Origin of the sequence: Maribacter sp. HS (genome assembly GCF_048059195.1) — a bacterium.
GTDB lineage: Bacteria > Bacteroidota > Bacteroidia > Flavobacteriales > Flavobacteriaceae > Maribacter > Maribacter dokdonensis.
The window spans coordinates 157,577-179,569 of sequence record NZ_JAYLVV010000004.1; the positions used below are offsets into that span (position 1 = coordinate 157,577).

23 protein-coding genes are annotated in these 21,993 nt (G+C 35.7%); 7 read left to right on the forward strand and 16 right to left on the reverse strand.

Annotated elements, in window-relative coordinates:
* Window positions 1-5: 5 nt before the first annotated feature.
* The gene (locus VBZ51_RS10055; protein ID WP_074674187.1) at window positions 6-440 is read left to right on the forward strand and encodes an RbsD/FucU domain-containing protein; all 435 of its coding nucleotides are present in this window, start codon (window positions 6-8) and stop codon (window positions 438-440) included.
* Between the two features lie 31 nt (window positions 441-471).
* Here VBZ51_RS10055 and VBZ51_RS10060 read toward each other — a convergent pair whose 3' ends face one another.
* Both VBZ51_RS10060 and VBZ51_RS10065 read right to left on the reverse strand, forming a co-directional pair.
* Window positions 472-1,029 carry an NUDIX hydrolase gene (locus VBZ51_RS10060; protein WP_215998093.1) on the reverse strand — a complete coding sequence of 186 codons (558 nt, stop codon included), beginning with the start codon at window positions 1,027-1,029 and terminating at the stop codon, window positions 472-474.
* 46 nt (window positions 1,030-1,075) lie between these two features.
* Entirely contained in the window at window positions 1,076-2,164 is a 1,089-nt protein-coding gene (locus tag VBZ51_RS10065; protein WP_416576833.1) for a M42 family metallopeptidase, read from the reverse strand.
* Between the two features lie 104 nt (window positions 2,165-2,268).
* Between VBZ51_RS10065 and VBZ51_RS10070 the strand changes: the two genes are divergently transcribed.
* Window positions 2,269-2,961, forward strand: a complete 693-nt coding sequence (locus tag VBZ51_RS10070; RefSeq protein ID WP_416576834.1) for a DUF4294 domain-containing protein — start codon at window positions 2,269-2,271, stop codon at window positions 2,959-2,961.
* 5 nt (window positions 2,962-2,966) lie between these two features.
* Here the strand turns inward: VBZ51_RS10070 and VBZ51_RS10075 are convergent, their stop codons facing one another.
* From VBZ51_RS10075 to VBZ51_RS10120, 10 genes are all read right to left on the reverse strand, one after another.
* The gene (locus tag VBZ51_RS10075) at window positions 2,967-3,194 is read right to left on the reverse strand and encodes a DUF6095 family protein (protein WP_071339577.1); all 228 of its coding nucleotides are present in this window, start codon (window positions 3,192-3,194) and stop codon (window positions 2,967-2,969) included.
* Window positions 3,181-4,101, reverse strand: coding sequence for a DUF4249 family protein (locus tag VBZ51_RS10080; protein WP_416576835.1), 921 nt, complete (start codon window positions 4,099-4,101; stop codon window positions 3,181-3,183). The genes VBZ51_RS10075 and VBZ51_RS10080 overlap by 14 nt, the downstream gene beginning before the upstream one ends.
* Before the next feature lie 3 nt (window positions 4,102-4,104).
* Window positions 4,105-6,504, reverse strand: a complete 2,400-nt coding sequence (locus VBZ51_RS10085) for a TonB-dependent receptor (RefSeq protein ID WP_416576836.1) — start codon at window positions 6,502-6,504, stop codon at window positions 4,105-4,107.
* 114 nt (window positions 6,505-6,618) lie between these two features.
* Window positions 6,619-8,835, reverse strand: coding sequence for an NADP-dependent isocitrate dehydrogenase (locus VBZ51_RS10090; protein ID WP_416576837.1), 2,217 nt, complete (start codon window positions 8,833-8,835; stop codon window positions 6,619-6,621).
* A gap of 646 nt (window positions 8,836-9,481) precedes the next feature.
* Window positions 9,482-9,832 carry a 50S ribosomal protein L19 gene (gene rplS, locus VBZ51_RS10095; protein WP_058102993.1) on the reverse strand — a complete coding sequence of 117 codons (351 nt, stop codon included), beginning with the start codon at window positions 9,830-9,832 and terminating at the stop codon, window positions 9,482-9,484.
* Window positions 9,833-9,970: 138 nt separating this feature from the next.
* Entirely contained in the window at window positions 9,971-10,645 is a 675-nt protein-coding gene (gene trmD, locus VBZ51_RS10100; RefSeq protein ID WP_058102992.1) for a tRNA (guanosine(37)-N1)-methyltransferase TrmD, read from the reverse strand.
* Window positions 10,646-10,661: 16 nt separating this feature from the next.
* Entirely contained in the window at window positions 10,662-11,105 is a 444-nt protein-coding gene (locus VBZ51_RS10105) for a GNAT family N-acetyltransferase (RefSeq protein WP_091603665.1), read from the reverse strand.
* 36 nt (window positions 11,106-11,141) lie between these two features.
* Window positions 11,142-11,765, reverse strand: coding sequence for a hypothetical protein (locus tag VBZ51_RS10110; protein WP_058102990.1), 624 nt, complete (start codon window positions 11,763-11,765; stop codon window positions 11,142-11,144).
* Window positions 11,766-11,909: 144 nt separating this feature from the next.
* Window positions 11,910-13,358: a glyceraldehyde-3-phosphate dehydrogenase gene (locus tag VBZ51_RS10115; protein ID WP_416576838.1), complete on the reverse strand. Its 1,449-nt coding sequence runs from the start codon at window positions 13,356-13,358 to the stop codon at window positions 11,910-11,912.
* A gap of 115 nt (window positions 13,359-13,473) precedes the next feature.
* Window positions 13,474-14,865 carry a S1C family serine protease gene (locus tag VBZ51_RS10120; RefSeq protein ID WP_416576839.1) on the reverse strand — a complete coding sequence of 464 codons (1,392 nt, stop codon included), beginning with the start codon at window positions 14,863-14,865 and terminating at the stop codon, window positions 13,474-13,476.
* 127 nt (window positions 14,866-14,992) lie between these two features.
* Between VBZ51_RS10120 and dapF the strand changes: the two genes are divergently transcribed.
* The 4 genes from dapF (at window position 14,993) to VBZ51_RS10140 (ending at window position 18,107) form a co-directional block, all read left to right on the forward strand.
* The gene (gene dapF, locus VBZ51_RS10125) at window positions 14,993-15,769 is read left to right on the forward strand and encodes a diaminopimelate epimerase (protein ID WP_416576840.1); all 777 of its coding nucleotides are present in this window, start codon (window positions 14,993-14,995) and stop codon (window positions 15,767-15,769) included.
* Window positions 15,763-16,287 (forward strand): GNAT family N-acetyltransferase, encoded by a 525-nt coding sequence (locus VBZ51_RS10130; RefSeq protein ID WP_416576841.1) that lies wholly within the window; start codon window positions 15,763-15,765, stop codon window positions 16,285-16,287. The genes dapF and VBZ51_RS10130 overlap by 7 nt, the downstream gene beginning before the upstream one ends.
* Window positions 16,287-17,330, forward strand: a complete 1,044-nt coding sequence (gene mltG / locus VBZ51_RS10135) for an endolytic transglycosylase MltG (protein WP_416576842.1) — start codon at window positions 16,287-16,289, stop codon at window positions 17,328-17,330. The genes VBZ51_RS10130 and mltG overlap by 1 nt, the downstream gene beginning before the upstream one ends.
* Before the next feature lie 147 nt (window positions 17,331-17,477).
* Window positions 17,478-18,107 (forward strand): hypothetical protein, encoded by a 630-nt coding sequence (locus tag VBZ51_RS10140; protein WP_058102985.1) that lies wholly within the window; start codon window positions 17,478-17,480, stop codon window positions 18,105-18,107.
* Window positions 18,108-18,162: 55 nt separating this feature from the next.
* On the opposite strand, the gene VBZ51_RS10145 is transcribed toward VBZ51_RS10140, so the two are convergent.
* Genes VBZ51_RS10145 through dnaA form a run of 3 tightly spaced genes read right to left on the reverse strand, consistent with a single transcriptional unit; the run spans window position 18,163 to window position 20,775 of the window.
* A complete protein-coding gene (locus tag VBZ51_RS10145) occupies window positions 18,163-18,885 on the reverse strand; it encodes an SAM-dependent methyltransferase (RefSeq protein ID WP_416576843.1) in 723 nt (240 codons plus the stop codon).
* 3 nt (window positions 18,886-18,888) lie between these two features.
* Window positions 18,889-19,338: a low molecular weight protein-tyrosine-phosphatase gene (locus VBZ51_RS10150; protein WP_416576844.1), complete on the reverse strand. Its 450-nt coding sequence runs from the start codon at window positions 19,336-19,338 to the stop codon at window positions 18,889-18,891.
* Window positions 19,339-19,350: 12 nt separating this feature from the next.
* The gene (gene dnaA, locus VBZ51_RS10155; RefSeq protein ID WP_058102982.1) at window positions 19,351-20,775 is read right to left on the reverse strand and encodes a chromosomal replication initiator protein DnaA; all 1,425 of its coding nucleotides are present in this window, start codon (window positions 20,773-20,775) and stop codon (window positions 19,351-19,353) included.
* A gap of 202 nt (window positions 20,776-20,977) precedes the next feature.
* Between dnaA and VBZ51_RS10160 the strand changes: the two genes are divergently transcribed.
* Window positions 20,978-21,376 (forward strand): acyl-CoA thioesterase, encoded by a 399-nt coding sequence (locus VBZ51_RS10160; protein WP_058102981.1) that lies wholly within the window; start codon window positions 20,978-20,980, stop codon window positions 21,374-21,376.
* A 3-nt stretch (window positions 21,377-21,379) separates the two neighbouring features.
* Here VBZ51_RS10160 and VBZ51_RS10165 read toward each other — a convergent pair whose 3' ends face one another.
* Entirely contained in the window at window positions 21,380-21,982 is a 603-nt protein-coding gene (locus VBZ51_RS10165) for an IMPACT family protein (protein WP_416576845.1), read from the reverse strand.
* Between the last annotated feature and the right edge of the window lie 11 nt (window positions 21,983-21,993).

Genomic DNA, 21,993 nt, shown 5'->3' on the forward strand with positions numbered 1-21,993 from the left:
TAATTATGCTTAAGACTCCTGTTATTCATCCTACTATAATGGAGGTTCTTGCACGCTCTGGGCATTTTGCCCAAGTTGTTATTGCAGATGGTAATCTACCTGTTGGCGCAATGAACGGTCCAAATTCCACAACAGTACATTTAAATTTTAAACCAGGCCTGTTAGATGCATTGACTGTTCTTGAAGGTATACTTGAGGTTTGTCCTATACAAGGAGCAATTGTAATGGAAAAACCATCTGAAGCAAATGCAGAAATACATTTGGCATATAAAGAATTGCTGGGAGATGTAAGTTGGAGTGAAATGGAAAGGTGGGCATTTTACGACCAAATCCGTGATAAGACCACTACACTAATCATACAGACAGGTGAACAACGACGTTTTGCCAATTTGATTTTAACGGTTGGGGTAGTTAAAATGGCTGAGGAAAGCAGTTTTTAAACTATAAGAGGTAACATTGAAATCCTGGCTTTTAATTGCTTGTTGCCAAACATTTAGAAATTTCCTTGGTGATGGTATTATAGTACGATATTTCATGTGGTACGTATTTAAACTTTGAAATATCACCTAATTCTTTAGTGAATTGATCCATTGGAATCAATTTTAAGTTTTCTACTTCACTTTCTTGCTTTCGTAAATCATGTAATGATAAATGTAAGGGAGCCAAAAATGTATGATGAAACTCATAATCCATCAAATTTTGAGAATGATTGTGTACAGATTTAAAAACTCCAATTTTTTGCAATTTTTCAGGTTGAATGGTTAAACCGATTTCTTCTTCTATTTCACGTAGTGCAGAGGTAATTATATTTTCGCCAGCACCAATATGACCTGCAACGCTAACATCCCAAAGTAGGGGGTAAACATCTTTGTTCTTACCACGTTGCTGTAAAAGAACTTTGCCATCTAAGGTGTAAAACCAAATATGAACCGTTTGGTGAAACCATCCGTTTTTATGGGCTTCACTTTTCATTGCCGTTCTATTGGTCATTCTTCCATCGGCATCTAAAATATCAATTAGTTCATCCATAGCGTAAAAAAAAATCCCTCCAAATTGGTGGAGGGATTAAATAAGATTATTCGAAATAGCTAAAAGTTTCGCCATCCTTTATCGTTAACAATGTTTCGTAGATCAAACGAATTACATTTTCAACATCATCTTTATGTACCGTTTCTACGGTAGTGTGCATGTAACGTAACGGTAAAGAAATTAAAGCAGAAGCAACACCGCCATTACTGTAGGCAAATGCATCTGTATCTGTACCAGTTGATCTAGATGCAGCCATTCGTTGAAATGGTATGTTTTTCTTTTCGGCCGTCTCAATGATACGTTCACGTAATTTGTTCTGTACCGCTGGGGCATAAGAAATTACAGGTCCGGCTCCAATTTCGGTATGTCCCTGAACCTCTTTTTTGATCATTGGAGTTGTCGTATCGTGACAAACATCTGTAACAATAGCAATGTTTGGCTGAATAGTTTGTGTAATCATTTCCGCACCGCGCAATCCAATCTCTTCTTGAACAGAGTTTGTAATGTAAAGTCCAAAAGGTAATTCTACTTTATTCTCATGCAATAGACGTGCAACTTCAGCAATCATAAAACCACCAGCTCTATTATCTATAGCTCTACAAACATATTTGTTCTTATTAAGAATTTGAAATTCGTCTGGGTATGTAATTACACAACCTACATGTACACCAAGTTTTTCAACTTCTTCTTTGGTGGTTGCACCAACATCAACGGTAATATTCTCAATTTTTGGAGTTTCCTCTTTATCCCCTTTACGGGTATGAATAGCTGGCCAGCCAAAAATACCTTTTACGATTCCGTTTTTAGTATGTATGTTTACCCATTTAGAAGGAGCAATTAGGTGATCGCTTCCACCATTTCTTATAACGTGAATAAGTCCGTTATCCGTAATATAATTAACGTACCATGAGATTTCGTCTGAATGCCCTTCAATGACCACTTTATATTTAGCATCAGGATTTATAACTCCTACCGCAGTACCATAAGTATCTGTTATAAATGTATCTACATAAGGCGTTAGGTAGTCCATCCATATTTTTTGCCCTTCCCACTCATAACCTGTAGGAGCGGCATTGTTCAAGTATTTTTCAAAAAAGTCTTCAGACTTTTTGGTAATTATTTTTTTCTCAGCCATCAATGTTAATTTAAGATACAAACTTAAGAATATTAGCGTTGTATTAATAATAACCTTCTTTAATATTCGTTAATTTTGGCAGGACTTTTGTTAAGCCTATGGTAATGAAATATAACTTTTTAATACTTTATCTACTGGTCTCCGGTGTTTTTATCTGTACAGCTCAGATTGAGGAACAAGAGCTTGATTCTGTTGCGGAAAAAATGATTATCGTAACAGGGGACTCATTGCTACAAAGTTCTATAGCATTAGAGGAAGCGTATGTTTTTGGTAAACTTAAGTTCTCGTCTTATGATGAAAAACTACGCTACTATATTTTAAGGAGAAAAACGCAAAAAGTATATCCATACGCTAAAATGGCTGCGGAGCGTTTGGTTGAGCTAAACGATAGTTTGGCGAATATGAAGAACAACCGTAAACGCAAAAAGTATACTAAAAAAGTACAGAAATTTATTGAAGAAGAATTTTCTGAAGAGTTGAAAAAATTAACTAGAACCGAAGGTCAAATTTTGGTGAAACTAATTTATAGGCAAACGGGGACAACTGCTTTTGATTTGGTCAAGGATCTTAGAAATGGTTGGAGAGCTTTTTGGTATAATACCACGGCCAAATTGTTTAATATAAGCATTAAGGAAGAGTTTCATCCAGACCTTGTAGAAGAAGACTATTTGATAGAAGATATTTTGCAACGCGCTTTTTCAAAAGGTAAATTAGAACGGCAAGAAACGGTTTTAGACTACGATTACGATAAGCTTTATAATAAGTGGAAGAAAACTACCAAAATACCAAAAGGCTAAAGTTTTTATTTTTTACCGAACATTGAATCCATTATTGTCATAATGCCTTTAAACCCCATATAAACGGCATATGCGGCAAGAACCAATCCTAAAATACAAACCGGCCAGAACATAGAGTGGTCTTGGTTCTTGAAAGCCTGCCATAGTACAAAGGGGGCAGTGAACATTAATAAAACGGTGAATGCCAATCTTTTTAAACCTGTTACAAGTAAATCTTTATCAGTTCTCCTCATTGTTTGTAATTGTTATGCTATCTGTATATTCTTCTACAATGGCGAAATAACCCAATGCAAAATTATCAGAACGTTCAACATTGTCAAGAACCTCGTCGTTATCAATTCCGGTAACATTTATTATATTACCACGAACAGTAGCTGCCGGGGTTTGAAACGGACCTTGATCGCCACCGGACTGAACAATGATTTGGTTCATGTAATTGTAAAATTGTTCATCTACGCCAAGTAAACTTATATTTACTACAGAGCTTGTATTTATTGCTAATTCATTATCGTAAAAATATGAGAATACAAAAGTCTGCCCTTGATAAAATTCATCCTCTGTTACTAAAAACTCTCCAAAATCCAAGTCGAGCAAATAAAAATCGTTGCTTTCCCCCGGGTCTGTAAATGTTACTATTACTTCTGTTTCATCACCTGAAAATAGGGTTTCGTCACCTTGCTCTAAGGAATCTATAGGCACAGATTTCACATAGGTAGTCGTAGCAAAAAATTGCTCATTTTCTGTTTCTAGAATAAGTTGAAAAACATCTCCTTCTTCAATACTGCTAACTCTAATTCTTTGGTCACTATCAAAACTAGGGTCAGGTACCCAAATACCGCTACCTGGTTCTACTTCAGCTAAATTGGAAATACCACCTCCTTCTAAAATTTCCGGGGCATCGGCGTTAGGGGTGCCATAATAGATAATGGCACTTTTTAATGATGCTACCGTGTTTTCGTCAAAAAAAGAGCTGCTTTCGGAAACAGCTATTTCAATAGGTAGAAATTCTTGATTTTCATCTACGCGTATTACACCGTTAACAACTAGTCTGGTGTCATTTTCCGGTAATTCAACCTCTATGACATCTTCACATGAGATAAAAAGAATAAAGCCTAATATGATTAATATAAAGCGTTTCATTTCCTAAAGATTAAAATTGTAAGTTATTGCCGGCACTATGCCAAATATAGAGGTTCTTACAGCCTCGTTGACTCCGGTGTCATCATTCTGTCTAAAATTAATAGAAGCTGCATTTCGTCTATTATAAACATTATATAAGCTAAAGACCCATTCACCTTTTAATTTTCGGTTCTTATTTTTTTTAGGTTTCAAAGTAGCCGATAAGTCAAGGCGATTGTATGCCGGTAATCGTTGAGAATTTCTTAAACCGTAATAAGGCACGGTTAAATCTTGAAATTCAAATTGACCGACGGGGTAATTGGTAGGTTGCCCGGTTTGGTATGTGAAATTTCCACTAAAACTCCATTTATCTGTTAGATCATAACTTAAGAACAAAGAAATGTCATGCGTTTTATCGTAAGGCGTATTATACCAATTCCCAAAATTAATTCCGGTTTCAACATTGCTACGACCATTGTCTATAACAGGCGCTCTACCAGGTGTGCGTTGTTCGGATTTGGACAGGGTATAGGCTAGCCAACCCTGTAGTTTTCCCTCATTTTTCCGCAAAAGAAACTCCAGCCCATAAGCACGCGCTTCGCCATTTAGAATTACTTGTTCAATGGCATTATTGGCAATAAGATTAGCACCGTCTATATAATCTATTCTATTTTGGACATCTTTATAGAAGACTTCAGTTTCTAAGGAGAAATTTCCATCATTAATATTTTTAAAGTAACCAAAAGCATATTGATCTAATAGCTGTGGCTTTGTAAATGGTCCACTTGGAGTCCAAACGTCTAAAGGGGTAGGCGAGCTGGTATTTGAAAGAAGATGTAAGTATTGAGCTAATCTAGTGTAACTCGCTTTAATGGAGCTAGAGTGATTTAAGGTATATGAAAGGGAAGCTCTTGGTTCAAAATTGCTAAAATGAGACAGCGTAGTGCCTCTACCGGGATTTATAACATCTATTGGGTCTGCTTCTTGATAGATGAGTAAAAAGGGATCATAAGTAACCGGATTGTTATTGGCATAGACATTTAATTCATCTTGCCCTAGTCTAATAAAGTGACTAAAACGCAGCCCGTAACCTACACTCAAATTTTCGCTTAATCTGTGTTCAAAATCAACATAAGCGGCAAATTCATTAGCATATTTTTCAATTAGTTGTTCTTCAATAATGCCAGACTCTGAATTGCTTGGTTCAATTTTACCTGGGTTAAACTGGTAGTAAACGTTGTTAATGCCGTAATTAATCTGCAATTTGTCTGTGGCGTAATGTTTAAGGTCATATTTAAGATTAAAGTTTCTTATGCCTGAGTTCCAATTAAACCCTACGAAATCTAGTTTTAACCCGTAATAGTAATCAGAGTAAATTAAAGATAGGTTGGAGAAAAGTTTGTCGGAGAATAAATGGTTCCATCTAAAATTACCCACAGCATTACCATAGGTATTTACAAAACTATCGTTGATACCAAAGACATCTCTACCAAAATATCCAGAAAGAAAAATGTTATTTTTCTCATTCAACCTATAGTTGAATTTGGTGTTTAGGTCATAGAAATATGCTGTGTTATCAACATCGAACAACGGAAGGAACAAATGGGCGTAAGAAGCTCTACCGCCAATTAAAAAAGCTGCTTTATCTTTTTTAATGGGACCTTCTAGCAACAATCTACTGGCAACTGCACCAATACCGCCATTCATTTTAAACTCTTTGCTATTGCCTTCTTTTTGAAATATATCTAGCACAGATGAAACTCGACCGCCATAGCGGGCAGGTATGCCACCTTTATATAGTTTTACATCTTTAATGGCATCTGGATTAAATACAGAGAAGAATCCAAAAAGGTGAGAAGAGTTAAAGATGATGGCTTCATCTAATAGAATAAGGTTTTGATCAGCGGCTCCACCTCTCACGTTAAAACCCGAGGCACCTTCACCGGCATTGGTTACACCCGGTAATAGTAATATGGATTTTATGACATCTGCTTCACCTAAAATCACCGGTATTTTTTTAATAGTACCTACTGAAAGGGTGTTGACGCTCATTTGTGGCTTTCTGATATCCATTTTTTCCACATTTTCCGTAACCACTACTTCCTCTAATTGTTCAGCTTCTTCGCTTAACAAAAAATCTTTACGTCTATTTTCTGTCAATGTTATTTGTTGAGTGATATCCTCAAAACCTAAATAACTTATAAGTACGGTATAGATACCTTCTGGAAGGGTGATGGAATAAAAACCGTATTCATTGGTGGTGACACCGGTTTTTAATTCTGGTATTGCCACTGTAACACCAATTAATGTTTCGTTACTGCTTACTTCAGATATAGTACCGCTTAGTGTATATTTTTGTTGGCCCTGAATAGTATGGGATAAGCTTAAAAATAAGATGATAAGAATCGGTAAAAGTACTTTCATCAATTTTTTTATGTAAAAATACTTAGAATAGATCTATACTCCTAAAAGTAATTAGTGGTCAAAAAAAAATACCCTTAAATTTAATTAAGGGTATTCATAGAAGTTAAAGTTGAATTAAATGGATTCTAATATTCCATTTAAAGTAGTACTTGGTCTCATTGCTTTTTGAACCAAAGCGGTGTCTGGCTTATAATATCCACCCACATCTTGTGCTGATCCTTGTGCATCTATCAATTCTGAAAGGATATCATTTTCCTTGTTATTGATTTCTGAACTTACTTTAGAGAAAATAGCTTTTAATTCAGCGTTATCATCTTGTAGCGCCAATGCTTCTGCCCAGTATTTTGCCAAGAAAAAATGACTACCTCTCGTATCCAGTTCTTTTACTTTTCTTGAAGGAGACTTGTCGTTCAATAAAAATTTCTCGGTAGCGCTATCCAAGGTGTCACCAAGAACCTTTGCTGCTGCATTTCCATTCTTTTCTCCATAAAACTCCAAAGAAACGCCCAATGCTAAGAATTCACCCAAAGAATCCCATCTTAAATGACCTTCCTCTAGGAATTGTTCTACGTGCTTTGGTGCGGAGCCACCTGCTCCTGTTTCAAAAAGTCCACCGCCGTTCATTAAAGGAACAATCGATAACATTTTGGCACTTGTTCCTACTTCCAAAATAGGGAAGAGGTCAGTAAGGTAATCTCTTAATACATTTCCGGAAACAGATATAGTATCCTTGCCATCTTTCATTCTTTTTAATGTGAAAGCTGTGGCTTTAATTGGAGACATAATTTGGATGTCCAAACCATTAGTGTCCTCTTGTGCTAAATATGTATTTACCTTCTTAATTAACTCGGCATCATGTGATCTGTTCTCGTCTAACCAGAAAACAGCAGGTACATCGGTAGCTCTTGCTCTAGAAACTGCCAATTTTACCCAGTCTTGAATAGGAGCGTCTTTAACTTGGCACATACGCCAAATATCGCCACTGTTTACAGTATGCTCAAGTAATACTTTACCACTAGTGGTGTCAACTACCTGTACAGTTCCGCTTTGGCTAATTTCAAAGGTTTTGTCATGAGAGCCATACTCCTCTGCCTTTTGTGCCATTAGACCAACATTTGGTACGGTACCCATAGTGGTAGGGTCAAACGCACCATGTTCTTTACAGAAATCAATGGTAGCCGTATAAATACCTGCATAGCTACTATCTGGTATTACAGCTTTGGTGTCTTGAGATTTACCTTCCGCATTCCACATTTGTCCAGAGTTTCTGATCATAGCTGGCATAGATGCATCAATAATAATATCACTTGGAACGTGTAGGTTGGTAATTCCTTTGTCTGAATTTACCATTGCTAGATCTGGTCCATTAGCCAAAGCTTCATCTAAATCTTTAGTAATGGCATCTTTTTCACTAGCGGGTAATTTTTCAATCTTCTGGTATAAACTGGCAAGTCCGTCATTAGGGCTAATACCTAATTTATCGAAAGTATCTGCATATTTTACAAATACGGGTTTAAAGAAAGTTTCAACAACATGACCAAAAATAATAGGGTCGGAAACTTTCATCATTGTAGCCTTTAAATGCACTGAAAAAAGGATGCCTTTATCTTTTGCATCTTTAATTTCTGCTTGAAGAAAATCTAGCAAGGCTGTTTTGTTCATTACCGTTGCATCGATAATTTCACCCTTAAGCAGGCTTAAATTATCTTTTAGAACAGTTTCTGAGCCTTCAGAAACCAATTTTATCTGTACCGTAGTGGCATTGGCTAATGTTGTTGATTTCTCATTGGCCTGAAAATCGCCATCGCCCATTGTAGCTACATGAGTTTTAGAGCTAGAACTCCATGCACCCATGCTATGAGGATTTTGCTTTGCGTAATTTTTTACAGCTCTAGGAGCTCTACGGTCAGAATTACCTTCCCTTAAAACAGGGTTTACGGCACTACCTTTAATTTTATCGTACTTCGCCTTTATTTGCTTTTCTTCATCAGTTTTAGGCTCGTCTGGGTAGTTTGGTATGTTGTAACCCTTAGCTTGCAATTCTGCGATAGCCTCGTTCAATTGAGGAACCGATGCACTTATGTTAGGTAATTTTATAATGTTTGCTTCTGGCTGTTTTGCCATGTTGCCCAATTCTTCCAAATCATTGGACACCTGTTGTTCTTTCGATAAAAACTCTGGAAAGGTAGCAGCAATTCTGCCGGCTAAAGAAATATCTTTAGTTTCGATTTCAATTCCTGATGATTTTGTGAAAGCTTTTACAATAGGTAAAAAAGACTCTGTAGCCAATGCAGGCGCCTCGTCTGTTTTGGTATAAAAAATTTTGGACATTTGCAGTTTGTTTTAATTTAAGCGGAACAAATATACAATTTTCTAAAGGTATGAAAGTGTTGAAAATGGCTTAATATTTCAGGCAGGAGGGAAGTTTTGTTAAATAACAAAAGCCATATCAATGTACGCATACAATGATATGGCTTTTTAGAAAAAGTTTACGGACAGTTTGTTTTGATTTTTCATCAAAACGGCAACCCTTGATTGCATCCGCTTTACTGATTCAACGTTTAAAATGTTTTTCGATTCCCAGGTTAGGCAACCCAGCATCTACACAGCATTTCTTTTTTATTGTCATCATTGAATAATAAAAACCTAATTTATAGTCTCTTTACTATTCAACTAATCTTAAATTCAATTAGCGACAGCCAACAAATTTAAAATTTACCCCATTTAATAATCATTAAATGCTTTGGTCAAACAACAATACGATAGAACGCAAACTTCGTAATGATTTTAAAATAGGCATTTTTCTAAAGCTCTATTTCGTAACCATGTTCTAATTTACAAAAAATAATAATACAAAGCTTAAAAATGTAATCTTTTATTAGTCAACATGTTATAAACATGTGTTGTTCACTTTTGTTCATAAAAAAAGCACTGTTCTAAAATAGAACAGTGCTTTATATTTATTTGGATATAAAATTTATCCTCTTACTTCTTTAATTCTAGCTTTCTTACCAGTTAATTCACGGAAGTAGTAAATTCTAGATCTACGTACTTTACCACGTTTATTAACTTCAATTTTCTGAAGTGCAGGTAAGTTAATTGGGAAGATACGCTCAACACCAACTGTTCCAGACATTTTACGAATAGTAAATGTTTCTGTAGAACCGGTACCTCTTCGTTGTATTACAACACCTTTAAAGAACTGTGTTCTTGTTTTTTCACCTTCCTTAATTTCGTAGTAAACAGTGATTGTATCACCAGCAGAAAATTTTGGAAATTCTTTTTTCGTTACGAATTCGTCTTGTACAAATTTTATTAATGATTCCATTGTATAGTTAAAATTGGAATTAAATCAGAGCAACGTTCACGATTATCGTCAGAGGTTGTTCTAACAGGCTGCAAAATTAGTATTTAAATTTAATCACGCAAGTATTTATTTGCTTTTTCTTTAATTCTCAAAATTATGTTACTCTAGCAAATCTGGACGTAATTTTTCGGTACGTTCGTATGCTTTGTTTTCTCTCCATTCTTCAATCTTGCCAAAGTTACCGCTTAATAGTACGTCTGGCACAGTCATTCCTTTATACTCCGCAGGTCTAGTGTATACGGGTGGGGCAAGCAGACCATCTTGAAAGGTATCAGTTAGTGCTGATGTTTCATCATTAAGTACGCCTGGCAATAATCTAATGACTGCATCGCATAAAACTGCGGCGCCCAATTCTCCACCTGAAAGTACATAGTCGCCAATGGATATTTCTTTGGTTATAAAAAGATCGCGTACTCGTTGGTCAACGCCTTTATAATGACCGCAAAGAATTATTATATTTTTTGCCAATGAAAGTGTGTTGGCGGTTTTTTGATTTAGGGTTGCACCATCTGGAGTCATATAAATGACTTCATCGTATGTTCTTTCAGACTTTAAGCTAGAGATACATTTGTCAATGGGCTCTATCATAAGTACCATACCGGCTCCTCCTCCAAATTGATAATCATCTACATTTCTATATTTTGTATCGGTATAATCCCTGAGGTTATGAAAATGGACTTCAACCAAATCTTTTTCTATTGCTCTTTTTAAAATGGAAGCTTCAAATGGGCTAGTGAGTAGTTCGGGCAATACTGTAATTATGTCTATTCTCATTTTTTGATGTGCATCTTCATTTAACCTGCCAAAAGTAATGAAAACAGTGGGAATCTTTCTCCCAGCCAAGCTTTTCATATAATTTTTGAGCTGGGTTGTCAATAGCGGTCTCCAGGGCAAGGCCTTTATAACTATTTATTTTACAGAATTCTTGAGATTTTAGTAGTAATTGTTGTCCTACGGATTTACCTCTATGTTCGGCTGCAACATACAAATCGTTTAATATTATCGATTTCTCTAAGCTTACCGAGGAAAAGGTGAAATAGAGCTGAACAAAGCCAATGGCGTTTTTTCCTTCATAAGCAGCAAATATTACGGATTCGTTATTTGTCACTCTATCCTGCAGAAATATTCTTGCGGCATCTAAATCAGATTTCATTTTATAAAAAACTCTATATCCATCAAAAAGAGGTATAATGTCGTTAATTTCTGATGTCGTTACTTGTTCTATATTGACCATATCAAAAAAAAAGCTCCAAAATGGAGCTTTAAAAATTTACTTAGTTTTTTTCTGTTTGTTAATCTCGTCTTGTAGCTGTCTACTTATTTTTTGTTCACGCTCTAATGCCCTTCTTCTGTGATCTTCGTATTCAACTTCTAATTCAGATAAGTTTTGTTTGGCTTCTTGAGTCAGTATATTACTATTTCTAAATTTATAAATAAATAAACCAAGGGTAAGAAACAATGCGCCTATAATAGTCCATAGTACAAAATTATATGTTCCCTTGGAAACTGGTAAGCCAAGAAAAGACATACTATCTTTTTCTTCGGTAACCAGACCCAAATTAGTGGTGGTCTCCTCCAATTTTTTATTTAAAGATGTAATTGTAGTTTCATGTTCTGCAATTGTAGCCTTTAACTCACCCGTTTTTTTATTCATGGCGGCAATAGAGTCAAGAACATTTTTTCTAATCTTAAATAAATTAGATTCTTTTACCACTTCATATCTAACACCATCTGCTCTATAGTTTCCTGATCGCTTGGCTATATAATCGAATTGATTACTGATCGGTCCTTCATCTAATGATAACTTATCTTCCTCTTCTTCGGCATTTTGTGCAAATTGTACATTACTAGCTAATAATAAGGCTAGTAATAATAGTATTCTATAGAAATTCATGTAATAGATTCTTAGGTTAATTTGAATAATTTAGAGTTGACTAAAGTACTTTATAAATATTGAATTATGAAAAAAATATAAAGCTTAAACATTCTTTATTTACCTACGTTCTTAATTAACAAATAGATCTTTTCATTTTAAAAATTAATAATAGGTAAAACGTCTTACTTTGGCAATGTATTTGGCTAAACGAATTACTTGATGAGAATAACCATACTCATTGTCATACCATATATATAAAATTACACTCTTTCCTGTGCTGGAAACTATTGTAGCCATGCTATCGTAAATAGATGGGGCAGAGGTTCCTATAATATCGGAAGAAACCAATTCTTTATCAAGTGAGTATTTTATTTGTTCAACTAAATCTCCTTCTAATGCATATTTCTTGATCATGGAGTTTACACCTTCTAGTGATGTTTTTTGATTGATTTCCAAATTAAGAATAGCTAGTGATCCGTTGGGTACAGGAACTCTAATGGCATTAGAGGTAAGTTTGCCTTCCAAAGAAGGTAAGGCTTTTGTTACTGCTTTGCCTGCACCGGTTTCAGTAATAACCATGTTGAGTGCTGCAGCACGGCCCCTTCTGTATTTACCATGCATATTGTCTACCAAATTTTGATCATTGGTATAGGCATGTATGGTTTCTAAATGTCCCTTCTCAATTCCAAAAGTTTCTTCTATTGCCTTTAAAATAGGAGTTATGGCGTTTGTGGTACATGATGCTGCAGAAAATATATCTGTGTCATCAGGTGAATATTCTAAATGGTTTACACCATGTACTATATTGGCAACTTCTTTGCCTGGAGCGGTTAATAAAACTTTGGCGGCTCCGTTGGCTTGTAAATGCCTTTCTAATTGTTCTTTAGTTCTAAAAGCTCCTGTATTGTCTATCACCAAAGCTTCGTTTATACCGTACTCCGTATAGTCGATTTCTTCTGGCATATTGGCATATATAACATGTACAGTTGTGCCATTGATGATCAATTTTAGGTTTGAGTAGTCTACTTTTACGGTGCCATTAAAAATACCGTGTACAGAATCTGTTCTAAGTAGGCTGGCTCTTTTTTCAAGATTTTCAATACTAGGCTTGCCTCTTACTACAATAGCTCTAAGTCTTAATTGATTGCCTTTTCCTGTTTTGGACATAAGCTCTCTTGCAACTAATCTACCTATTCTTCCAAAACCATATAGTACTACGTCTTTAGGTTCTATACTTTTGAAGTCTTGAGCAGATTGTAATTTATCTATTACAAAAGATTTTACATTGTTAAGAATGTTGGTGTCAGAATGGTATTCATAAGTTAATTTACCAATATCTAACTTAGAAGGTGGCAACGCCATGTCTGAAATTGACCTTAGTATTTCTACAGAATCAAAAATAGAAATGGGTTTTTGTACGAATTCACCAGCATACTCATGCAAGTGCATTATATCGCTTACATTTTTGTCAATAACCTGATTTTTAAAAAGGACAATTTCAATGGATTTGTCATACCAAAGATCACTTACGATTTTGATAAATTCCGTTGTAGCTTTTCTACGATCCGCTTGAAATGCCAGCTCTTTTTCAAAAGTGGTTTGTGGAGCCATAATTAGTTGATTAATTTTATAATTCGCACAAAACTAGAAAAATTAAGCACTTTAAATAAATATTTTTCAAAAAAAAGCCTTCGTTTTTGCGAAGGCTGTATTTTATTGGGTTTTGTTATTGAAATATGAGGCGGTCTCTTTGGCCATTGGATCCTAACATGGTAATCACGGTTTTTCCATATTTTGAAATGCCGCCAAATGCTGTATATGCATCGTCAATATTTCCTATTTCTTGATCATCGATTTTGACGATTACTTTTTCTGATAGACCGTAACCTCTATAACGTTCCGGTACTCCAATAATTTTAACGCCCGTTTTGGTTTTGTATACCTTCTTATCTTGTTCCGTTAGGTTTTTAACTTCTAAGCCCATCTCCGGAACCACTAAGGTTTGTCTCTCCTTTAGGGTTAATGGTAATATTAGCTGCTCGTCTTTTCTATCTATTACAATTTCTAAAGTATCACCTGGTCTTTTTGTAGATAAGTATCCTGTTAGATCAGGGTATTTGTGCACATCGATTTCATCAACTTTTTTGATGATGTCACCGACTACGATTCCGGCCTCCTGCGCTGCAGATTCTTCTTCTATAAATTCAATGTACACCCCATCAATATTGTTTATGCCTTTTTCTATAGCATCTCTTGTGTTTACAGGGGCAGGTCTAATGCCCATAAATCCCTTTTGAACATTGCCGTATTCTAAAATATCCTGAATTACTTTTTTTGCAATATTGCTGGGTACCGCAAATGAATAACCTACATAAGATCCGGTTTGCGAGGTTATTGCTGTGTTGATACCTACTAGGTCCCCATTAGTGTTTACCAATGCGCCGCCTGAGTTTCCGGGGTTTACGGCGGCATCTGTCTGAATGAAAGATTGGTTTTTCCCAAGATTTCTAGCTTTTGCACTGACAATACCCGCTGTAACAGTAGAAGTCAGGTTAAAAGGATTTCCAACAGCCAATACCCATTCGCCAATTTTTGTTTGATCGGAATCACCAAATGCCAAATACGGCAATTTTTCATTTGGGTCTATTTTTATAAGGGCAATATCAGAATTTGGATCCGTGCCTATCAATTCGGCATTGTATGTTCTATTGTTGTTCAAAGTAACCTGTAGTTGATTTGCTCTACTGATTACATGATTATTGGTAACAATATATCCATCAGAAGAAATTATTACTCCAGATCCCGTACCTACTTGTGGTACTACTTTTCCACTGGTACCGTAAAAAAAGTCGAATATATTGGTAGGGGCCTTATTAATGGTTATGTTCTTTACGTGGACAACGGCATTCACGGTATTCTCGGCGGCATTAGTGAAATCAACCTCATTGATACCCGCACCTCTAGCGGAAGTAGGTGTATAACTTGCGTTTACTATACCGCTATTATTATCTTGGGTAATAATGGTAAAATTTTCCTTTTCGAAAAATAGTTTATAAGCACCCAATGTAATCGCACCTGCAAAAACGGATACAAATAGGAGACTAGCTATTCTTTTCATATTCATTAATATTTTAACGTATTCTACACAAAATTACTTGATTTTATGCTATTATATAAGCGTTTAACTACTTTTTAACTACACTTTAAAAAGTAATAATGTACTATCTTTGGGGCTTTGTTAAAGCATGGAAAATACATTTTATAAATATCAAGGTACAGGTAATGATTTTGTAATGGTAGATAATCGTAATGGACAGTTTCCAAAAGACGATTATCCATTGATTGCAAAAATCTGTAATAGGCGATTTGGCGTAGGTGCAGACGGTTTAATTTTATTGGAAAATGATGCCGAAACCGATTTTAGAATGGTCTATTTCAATGCGGATGGCAAAGAAGGGAGTATGTGTGGTAATGGTGGTAGATGTATTGTTGCTTTTGCACATTTTTTAAAGGTTATTGAAAAGGAAACTGTATTTATAGCGGTTGATGGTTTACATGAAGCTACAATAACGGATGATGTGGTAAGTCTTAAAATGTTGGACGTTAAGGAAATAATGGAAAAAACCAATGCTCTTTTTATGGATACGGGATCACCGCACCATGTACAATTGGTCAATGGGTTAAAATCGTTTAATGTTGTAAAAGAAGGTGCACGCATGCGCTATGGCGTGTATGGTGAAAAGGGCAGTAATATTAATTTTGTTGAAAAGAATGATGAAGGTGGTTTTGATATTAGGACATATGAACGTGGGGTAGAAGATGAAACCTTGTCTTGTGGAACTGGAGTAACTGCGGTGGCTCTTGGAATGTATCACCTTGGGAATACAAAAGAGAATACGATCGGTATCAAAGCCCTTGGTGGTAATTTGGAAGTTTCATTCAAAGAACAGAACGGTTCTTATTCGGATATTTACCTAAAAGGTGAGGCTAAACAGGTTTTTAAAGGTGAACTAACGTGGTAACATTGAAAGGAAAACAGATTTATCTAAGGGCTTTGGAAAAAAAAGACCTTGATTTTCTGTATCTATTGGAGAATGATACCAGCGTATGGGAAGTTAGTGGAACGGTAACTCCGTATTCAAAAGACGTACTTAGATTTTATTTGGAGAATGCACATAGGGATATCTTTGATGTTAAACAGTTACGTTTGGTCATTTGTGCACATGAGCATAACACATTGGGGTTGATAGATGTCTTTGATTTTGAGCCAAATCACAAAAGAGCCGGTATTGGTATTGTGATATTGAACCAGGCAGAAAGAAATAAGGGGATTGGGGCAGAAGCAATTACCTTACTTACGGAGTATTTGTTCGAAGCCTTAGGATTACGACAGGTATATGCCAATATATTAGAAGATAATTTGGCTAGCCTTCATTTGTTCCAAAAGTTAGGATTTCAACAAGTTGGGGTCAAGAAAGATTGGGTACGCTTTAAAAATACCTTTAAGAACGAAATATTATTACAAAAAATAAATAATTAATGTATATCAAACGTATTTTATTGGGTGTGGTGCTCATAGGGTTGATAGGTGGTGGAATTTTTGCCTTTATGGTTTATGGTACATTTTTTACCCCAAATACCAGCTTTAATAATGATGAGGCTATTGTATTTGTACCGACCGATGCTACTTTGATGGATTTGGAAGAACGTCTTTCTCCTGTTTTAGAAGACTTTAGTTCATTTGAATCTGCGGCCGATCGAAAAGGTTACTTGGGTAATATAAAGGCCGGTCGATATAAGATAAAGAAGGGTATGAATAATAATGAGATTGTAAACTCATTAAGAAGTGGCAATTTGCCTGTAAAGGTATCTTTCAATAATCAAGAAAATATTAATGATTTGGCAGGAAGAATTGCAGGGCAAATTGAGGCTGATAGCGTTTCTTTAGTTGCGGCATTTAGCGATAAAGAGTTTTTAAAGGCGAACGGATTTGATGATGCCAATAAAATATCATTGTACATTCCTAATAGCTATGAATTTTTCTGGAATACATCGGCTGAAGGGTTTAGGAGTAGAATGTTAAAGGAGTATAATAGATTTTGGACGGATACACGTAAGGATAAAGCTAAAGCACTTGGCTTGAAACCGAATGAAGTTATTGCTTTGGCATCCATAGTACATAAGGAAACAGCAAAAGTTGATGAGCGTCCTACGGTTGCCGGGGTGTATTTGAATAGGTTGAGAAAAAGGATGTTGCTTCAAGCCGATCCTACCGTTATATATGCGATAAAGAAAGAAACGGGTAACTTTGATACCATTATTAAAAGGGTCTTGTATAGGGATTTGGAAATGGATTCACCTTATAATACCTATAAGTATGCAGGATTGCCGCCAGGACCAATTGCAATGCCGGATATAACGGCGATTGATGCGGTTTTAAATCCTAAAAAACATAATTATTACTATTTTGTAGCCAATGTTGAAAAGTTCGGTTATCATATGTTTGCAGAGAATTTAACGCAACACAACCGAAATAAAGAGCAGTACATCCGATGGATTAACGCTCAGAAAATCAACAGGTAAGCTTTCATCCGACTTTTAGAACTTGTTAACTAATTCTGTATTCTTTTAACAGAACCTTCTAAAACTCTTAAAATTTCAGACCTACCTTTGCCTCAGAAATTTAAGCAGGCAAATAGTAGTCGCCATAAGTCTTAAGAAACTATATGTATGAGAAGATGGATATTAGCAAGTTGTCCTCTAATTGTTACGTTTATAATTTCTGGTTATGGGTTTAAACCCTTTAAGGTAGATGTGCCTAACCAGTTAAAAGTAAACAAGCCAGAGCTGGTTTCTTTTCCGGAAGATGAAGCTCTATTGTCAAATTATCAAATAGCTCCCCCTTTTCTTGGTCGCCAATTTATAGGTTTCAAAGAAGCTTTAGCTTTTAAGGAGTCTCAAGGAAACTATTTTGTAACCAATACTTTTGGTTACTTAGGTAAGTATCAATTTGGGTTGGGCACTTTAGAGTTGGTCGGTGTTTACAATGGAAATGAATTCTTGAATAATCCTGAATTACAGGAAAAAGTTTTTCATGTTAACACGTCACGTAACAAGTGGATTTTAAGAAGGGATATTAAACGCTATGTAGGTGTTCGCATGAACGGTGTTGAAATTACCGAGTCGGGTATTTTGGCAGCAGCGCACCTTGCAGGACCGGGTAACGTGAAATTATATTTAAGGTCTCATGGTCGTATGGAAATCACCGACGGTTACGGTACAAGTATTTCTAATTATATGAAAAAGTTTGCGGGTTATGATGTCTCAATGATTGAAGCAAAACGTAACCCAAGAATCTAAGAATTTAAGTAGATATGAAAATGTGAAACCTTGGCACTAGTTTGTCAAGGTTTTTTTATGCTTGGATTATAAATATAGCCGGTCTTTTGTGTAGATCTACATTTTCCTTTTTCCAGTTAATTGCTGTTTTGGTCTTAATGTATTCGGTAGGTAATGTAATATCGGCAGCAACACATATACTTGTGCTTGGTGCAAGGGTTTTGATCAGCTCTTCAAGCATTTTATTGTTTCTGTAAGGTGTTTCTATAAATACTTGAGATTGATTTTCTTCTTTTGATCTACGCTCTAAATTTTTAATATATTTTTTTCGGTCAGAACTGTCAATAGGGAGGTACCCGTTGAATGCAAAATTTTGACCGTTCATGCCACTTGCCATTAAAGCTAATAAAATGGAAGAGGGGCCTACTAATGGAATAACTTGAATGTTTTTGCTATGGGCTATTTTTACCACGGCGGCACCAGGATCGGCTATGCCTGGGCAACCAGCTTCGGAAAGTATGCCTACATCGTTACCTTCCGAGCAAGGGTTTAGAAAAGTGGGAATTTCTTCTGGTTCAGTGAACTTGTTAAGAACAAAAAGTTTTAAGCCAGGTTGGGATTTTCTGGGACTTATTTTTTTTATAAAATGTCGAGCGGTTTTTTCGTTCTCTACCACATAATGATCAAGTCTCTCTATGGTTTGTTTTATAGAAATGGGTAATACTTCTAACGGTGGCATATCGCCAAGCGTAGAAGGAATCAAATAAACTTTTCCAATTTTACCGTTTTGTGTGCTCATTTATTAATGGTCTAATCTGGCTGCAATTATATTACAAGCTTTATCTATCATTTGAAAAACGGTTTCAAATCCGTCGTCTGCATCATAATAGGGGTCTGGCACTTCTTGGTCCGTGGGGTCAATTTCATTCAACAAAAGCTTTACCTTTTCTGCATCCGCTCTATTTCTGGCCATACCAATTATATTGCCATAATTGCTTTTGTCCATGGCATATATCACATCAAAAGTGTCAAAATCAGATACCAAAAATTTTCTACAGACTTGTGAGCTAATGTCGATGTTGTGGTTTTGTGCTACTTTTATAGATCTTGGGTCAGGTTTATTTCCAATATGGTAACCTGCTGTACCTGCTGAGTCTACGTATACTTTTGTTGTGTCAACTTTACTTTTAAGAATACCCTCTGCCAATGGAGACCTGCAAATATTACCTAGGCAAACCATCAACACCTTCATTTAGTATAGAATTTAAGAGAATTTCTTAGTTAGGTCATCAATATACTTGCGAAACTGCTTGTCTGTTTCGGCTAAGTTATCCACTGTTTTGCATGCATGAAGTACCGTAGCGTGATCACGCTTTCCAATTTGTGAACCAATACTTGCCAATGAGGCTTTAGTGAACTTCTTGGCAAAGAACATGGCTAATTGTCTAGCTTGTACAATATGTCTCTTTCTTGTTTTGGACTGTAATGTTGCAACATCCATCTCAAAGTAATCGGAAACAACTTTTTGTATGTAGTCAATAGAAACTTCACGTTTAGTGTTCTTTACGAATTTTTCAACTACTTGTTGTGCAAGCTCAATAGTGACCTCTCTTTTGTTTAGGGTTGACTGTGCAATAAGTGAAATTATGGCGCCTTCAAGTTCTCTAATATTGGTTTTAATATGTTTAGCAACATATTCAATAATATCTTCTGGTATCTCTACACCATCTCTATATAACTTGTTTTTCAAGATAGAGATTCTTGTTTCGTAATCTGGACTTTGCAATTCTGCGGATAATCCCCATTTAAAACGAGATAACAATCGTTGCTCAATATCCTGCATGTCTACAGGAGCTTTGTCAGATGTAAGAATTACTTGTTTTCCGTTTTGATGTAAGTGATTGAAAATATGGAAGAAAACATCTTGCGTACCAGACTTACCTGATAAGAATTGTACATCATCAATAATCAGAACATCTATTAACTGGTAGAAATGGATAAAATCATTTCTAGTGTTTTTCTTTACGGATTCAATATACTGTTGGGTAAATTTTTCTGCAGAAATATAAAGCACTGTACGCTCAGGGTACTTGTCTTTTATTTCAACACCAATGGCGTGTGCCAAGTGTGTTTTTCCTAATCCGACACCACCAAAAACCAATAACGGGTTGAAAGATGTACCTCCCGGTTTGTTGGCTACGGCCATACCGGCAGAACGTGCCAAACGGTTAGAATCTCCTTCAAGGAAATTATCAAAATTATAATTAGGATTTAATTGAGATTCTATCTTTATGTTTCTAATCCCTGGAATAACAAACGGATTGCGTAGTTCAGGGTTTTTAGATTTAATGGGTACATCCATTTCCTGGGCGGCCATTGCACCTCTATTTGAACTAGGAATTTTTTCTGTAAAAGGCTCTTTGTTGCCATACGTATTTTCCATACGTATGATATATACTAATTTCGCAGTCTCTCCTAATTCTTTAGTTAATGCAACCTTTAGCAGTTTAACGTAATGCTCTTCTAGCCACTCGTAAAAGAATTTACTTGGTACTTGAATGCTTAAAGCATTTTCTGTAAGCTTTATAGGTTTAATGGGTTCAAACCATGTTTTGAATGCCTGCGGTTGGATATTATCCTTAATAAACACCAAACAGTTTTTCCATACGGAATTAGCAGTAACATTCATAATAATCTATACTCTTTTAATGGTTAGCTTTTAGCTAAAAGAGATTGAATTTTTTCAATCTAAGTTCTCGTTCAACTTGGGCAAATATGTGAACAAATTATTTAAAAAAAAAATTGATTGTCATTGATTTTGACCTTTTTTTTTCTCATGTTCGTTTACCGCTTAGGGGAGCTTTTAAATATATACTTTTTACTTGAAATAAATGCGAACAAATGAAATTTCTTTTAGAATAAGATACAGTGAGACGGATCAAATGGGAGTTGTCTATCATGGAAACTATGCTCAGTATTTAGAATTAGCAAGAGTTGAATGGTTAAGGTCGTTAGGAATTTCTTACAAAAGTATGGAGGAGGGCGGAATTATGCTTCCGGTGATTAGTTTGTCCATTAAATATTTGAAATCTGCGAAGTATGATGATTTGGTAACCGTAAAGGTAATTTTGACAAAAAAACCTGCGGTTAGGATTGAATTTGATTATGAAATGACAAATGAAGCGGGAGAATTATTGGCGACCGCAAATACGGTTTTGGTATTTATGGATATGAAAAGAAATAGACCCACTAAATGTCCGCAGATATTATTGGACAAATTGGAATATTAAAGATTAGACGTTTGCCTTGATTTCTAATTTGTGATGTGCTTTAAAAAGTTTCATTGTTTTTTTTAAATCACTTTTATTTACAGCTAAAAACATTTTGCATTTCAAATGCAAATCTTGTGATACAATGGTTAGTTGGTGTTTTTTGACCAAACGCATTACGATGTCCATTTCTGAATATTCAAAAGTAACGGTTAGTTCTTCTTGTAATACTTTGGTGATTATTGCCGCATTTTCCAATGCTAGCTTTGCAGTTTCCTTGTAGGCACTGATCAATCCACCAACACCTAGTTTGGTGCCGCCAAATATTCGTACCACTGCAACTAGAATGTTGGTTACATCAAAAGATTGTATTTGCCCATAAATTGGCATACCGGCAGAATTGTTGGGTTCTCCATCGTCATTGGCACGATAAGACTTGGATTCAACACCCATTTGCCATGCGTAGCACACATGGTTGGCGGTTGGGTATTCTTTTCTTAATGCCTCTATGTGTTCTTTAATACTGTCTTCATCGGAAACCGGAAAGCAATATCCATAAAATTTACTTTTTCGCTCTTTGAACAATAGGGGGGCAGAAGGTTTTGAAATGGTTTTATAGGTGTCCATATACGTAGTGC